The sequence below is a fragment of the Faecalicoccus sp. genome, assembly GCF_036552745.1.
In the GTDB taxonomy this organism is placed as follows: Bacteria; Bacillota_I; Bacilli_A; order Erysipelotrichales; family Erysipelotrichaceae; genus Faecalicoccus.
The window spans coordinates 1-3,329 of the sequence record NZ_JAXKBY010000119.1; the positions used below are offsets into that span (position 1 = coordinate 1).

Genomic DNA, 3,329 nt, shown 5'->3' on the forward strand with positions numbered 1-3,329 from the left:
AAATACTTGTCTATGTCTTAAAGAAGTTGAAGTACTCTATTCATTACTTTTTTATCCGGCAGATTGCAACAGATGCTTTATTTGAGGTTTCTTTTTAATGCTGAATTATGGCTAAATCACCAAACTGTGGGTATAGCGAATAAAAAAGTCCTTTTGATAAAGGACTCATTGATTCATGGCGGAGACTAAGGGATTCGAACCCTTGGTGGCGTTAACCACACAGCCTTTCCAAGACTGCACCTTAAGCCGCTCGGACAAGTCTCCAATGCCTACTTATAATACTAAGGTTTTAGAAACTTGTCAAATAATTCTTCATATCATTCTATGCTGACTTGTGAATTACTTACCAAACTATGGTTCACTTTAATGTCATCTTCTGTTTTCTCTTTCGATAAAGCCGTTTTAAAATAAGCTCTGGTTTCATTGACTACGACCTTTCGCAATGCGATTAAACCGATCAAGTTAGGAAATGCCATACATCCATTCACAATATCCGCTAATGTAAATACAAAGTCCAAAGACATAAAAGGACCAATTCCAATTAAAACGATGAACAAAATTTTGTAGGGTAAGATTGCTTTTTCACCCAACAAGTATTGAATACATTTTTCGCCATAATAATTCCAGCCAATAATGGTAGTAAACGCAAAGAACAATAAACCGATATTTACAACATAGATTCCGATTTCACCAATAGGAAAGCCATTCTGAAACGCCAATGTTGTCATGGCGGAGCCTTCTACACCTAAAAGATAAGATTGCGTAATAATGATCGCCAAACCGGTCATCGTGCAAACGCAGATCGTATCGATAAAGGTACCTGTCATAGATACTAATCCCTGCTCCACACAAGAATCTGTTTTGGCTGCTGCTGCCGCAATCGGCGCACTTCCCAAACCGGATTCATTACTGAAGATTCCCCGGCTGATTCCACTGCGCATGGCCATCTGCATGCTAATTCCAACACTTCCTCCAAACGCTGCAGAAGGTGTAAAAGCAGACTGCACCACTAAAGCTAGTGTTGGAAGAATATCCTGATAATGCGTGATCATGATCAAAATAACGCTTACAATATAAGCTACACTCATGAATGGAACAATGACTTCTGATACCGAAGCGATTCTTTTAATTCCTCCAATGGTAATAAAACCAACTGTAATCACCAAAAAGATCCCTGTGACAAAGGGAGGAATATGCAGTGTTAAACTGGCAGCATCAGATATGGAACGAACTTGTGTAAACGTCCCTATCCCTAATAGGGCAACCCCTACACCAAAAACCGCAAAACAACGTGCCAGTATCTTTCCCAGTGTTTTATGGTTTAATCCTTTTTCCAGATAATACATTGGACCTCCGGACATCTGTCCTTTTTCATCGCGCTGGCGATATACAATGGCCAATAAACCTTCCGAATATTTAGTTGCCATTCCTAAAAATGCGGAGATCCACATCCAAAATAAAGCGCCCGGCCCACCGGCAATAATAGCGGTTGCCACACCTACGATATTTCCCGTTCCAATCGTTGAAGATAAAGCCGTACATAAAGCTTGAAAGCTGGATACGTCTCCTTCCTTTTGATCATTTTTTTTAAACATCAGACGAAACGCAAGCGGTAATCTGAAAAACTGTAATAAGCCTAACCGACATGTAAAATACAACCCGGTTCCCAACAATAGGAAAATCAAGGGTAATCCCCATATCCATTCATTGATCTGTGTTAATACGTTTGAAAGAGTTGCCATAAAAAAATCCTCCTTTATACCAAAAGAGGAATTAGAAAATAGTAAAAACAATCCTAATCCCCTGTCCTTTTGCCTGAGAGTTTCACCCTTTCGGGCTTGCTCCTTCGGCGTCCATTTAAGGAACTCTCCAGAGGCTCGTCAGAATACTATCCTTTGACCTGAAATAATGAATTCTTCGGTGGTCTTTCGACTCTCTCTAGCATTCGTCATCCGAACTCTACCCTTGCATTGTAATCAAAAATGATGATGGATGCAAGATAAAGTTGTGTGTTTAACCTAGCTGTGTGATTATAATATCGCCAAGCTGAATACGAACAAAGAGATCTCCGTTTTCATCCGTATGTACACTTTGATACCATTGATTGCTTTCAAAATCTGTATCTTGATGCGAGGAAGACACAAATGCACAACATAATAAGCCTAAAACAATACAACTGCAAGCACCTAAAACCAATACTTTTAACTTTGCCATACATGAACCTCCTTCAAGCGATAAAACAAATGTTCTTTTAACCAGTGGCTAAAAGACATGGTTGCCTTGATAAAGTAGCGAGAAGCATAAATCGTAAACAAACCTAATAAGATAGAAAGTCCGGCCGCAATCAAACCAACACCTAGCTGTAATAGACCTGTCATAAAACTGGAAACCATCAAAAATGGAGATCCGATCAAGCTGATGATACAAAGAATCAGGCTGGCAACCATAATAGCCGCTGACAATACAGGGATAAGCCAAATCATGATATATCCTGTCAAAATCAGTAATATGCCGGTACAGATCAAAGCAAGCAGTGCCAACAGCAAACATGCCCATAAAGGACTGCCCAAAACGATCAAAATAATGATCAACACTTTCATTGGATTAGAGAGTTTCTTTTCCTTAGATGGCTGTGCAGATAAAATCTGTTCGGCTAACATTCCTGCATCCCCTAAGTCTTGCACTGCTTCTTGTTCACTCATGCCTTCTTCCATACGATCATCGACCATCTCTGCATAATAAGCCAACATCTTCTGTCTTTCCTGACGTGGCAGACTTTTTAATAATCGCTCTAAATGACCTAAAAATTCATGCTTATTCATGTTCCATCTCTCCTTTGATATATTCATAAATGGATTGAATCTCTTTCCATTCTCCCAGGAAACATCGAATCGACTCTATTCCCTTATCTGTGATTCTGTAGTATTTCCGTAACCGATTTTTATGTTGTTCTGTATAAGTAATTACACATCCACTGACTTCCAGGCGTTTTAAGATCGGATATAAAGTGGATTCCGATATCTCAATATAACGCGATACATCCTTAACGATTTGATATCCATAGGAATCTTTATTCTTTAAGGAAGCCAAAACACAAAATTCCAAAAAACCTTTTTTTAATTGTGCATCCATCTTATACCTCCTTACACATAATACTATATGTTACATAGTATAATGTGTCAAATAGTATTTTATGATTTCTTTATGATTAGTCCTATTTAATAGAGTAGAGGGAAGAAATTAATCTTCGCCCCTCTCATTGCACCGTACGTACGGGTCTCGTATACGGCGCTACATTTATATGTTGATGTACGACTTATCTTAGATAG

Annotated in this window: 4 protein-coding genes, 1 tRNA gene and 1 riboswitch; all 5 genes read right to left on the reverse strand. The window is 38.8% G+C overall.

Going from position 1 to position 3,329, the window contains the following annotated elements:
• Positions 1 to 176: 176 nt before the first annotated feature.
• The 5 genes from U0M88_RS05835 to U0M88_RS05855 all read right to left on the reverse strand — a co-directional run bounded on the left by U0M88_RS05835 (position 177) and on the right by U0M88_RS05855 (position 3,132).
• Positions 177 to 264: transfer RNA gene (locus tag U0M88_RS05835), tRNA-Ser, on the reverse strand.
• 53 nt (positions 265 to 317) lie between these two features.
• Entirely contained in the window at positions 318 to 1,742 is a 1,425-nt protein-coding gene (locus tag U0M88_RS05840; protein ID WP_331869196.1) for an alanine/glycine:cation symporter family protein, read from the reverse strand.
• A gap of 51 nt (positions 1,743 to 1,793) precedes the next feature.
• Positions 1,794 to 1,883, reverse strand: a riboswitch (glycine riboswitch).
• A gap of 130 nt (positions 1,884 to 2,013) precedes the next feature.
• A complete protein-coding gene (locus tag U0M88_RS05845) occupies positions 2,014 to 2,214 on the reverse strand; it encodes a hypothetical protein (protein WP_331869197.1) in 201 nt (66 codons plus the stop codon).
• Positions 2,202 to 2,822 (reverse strand): DUF1700 domain-containing protein, encoded by a 621-nt coding sequence (locus U0M88_RS05850; protein WP_331869198.1) that lies wholly within the window; start codon positions 2,820 to 2,822, stop codon positions 2,202 to 2,204. Before U0M88_RS05850 ends, U0M88_RS05845 begins: the two co-directional genes overlap by 13 nt.
• Complete coding sequence (locus tag U0M88_RS05855) at positions 2,815 to 3,132, reverse strand: PadR family transcriptional regulator (protein WP_195222521.1); 318 nt, start codon at positions 3,130 to 3,132, stop codon at positions 2,815 to 2,817. The genes U0M88_RS05850 and U0M88_RS05855 overlap by 8 nt, the downstream gene beginning before the upstream one ends.
• Positions 3,133 to 3,329: the final 197 nt, after the last annotated feature.

Bases quoted from the DNA above. Each gene is read 5' to 3' on its own strand.
- U0M88_RS05840 (WP_331869196.1), bottom strand. From the start codon at position 1,742: ATGGCAACTCTTTCAAACGTATTAACACAGATCAATGAATGGATATGG.
- U0M88_RS05845 (WP_331869197.1), bottom strand. From the start codon at position 2,214: ATGGCAAAGTTAAAAGTATTGGTTTTAGGTGCTTGCAGTTGTATTGTT.
- U0M88_RS05850 (WP_331869198.1), bottom strand. From the start codon at position 2,822: ATGAATAAGCATGAATTTTTAGGTCATTTAGAGCGATTATTAAAAAGT.
- U0M88_RS05855 (WP_195222521.1), bottom strand. From the start codon at position 3,132: ATGGATGCACAATTAAAAAAAGGTTTTTTGGAATTTTGTGTTTTGGCT.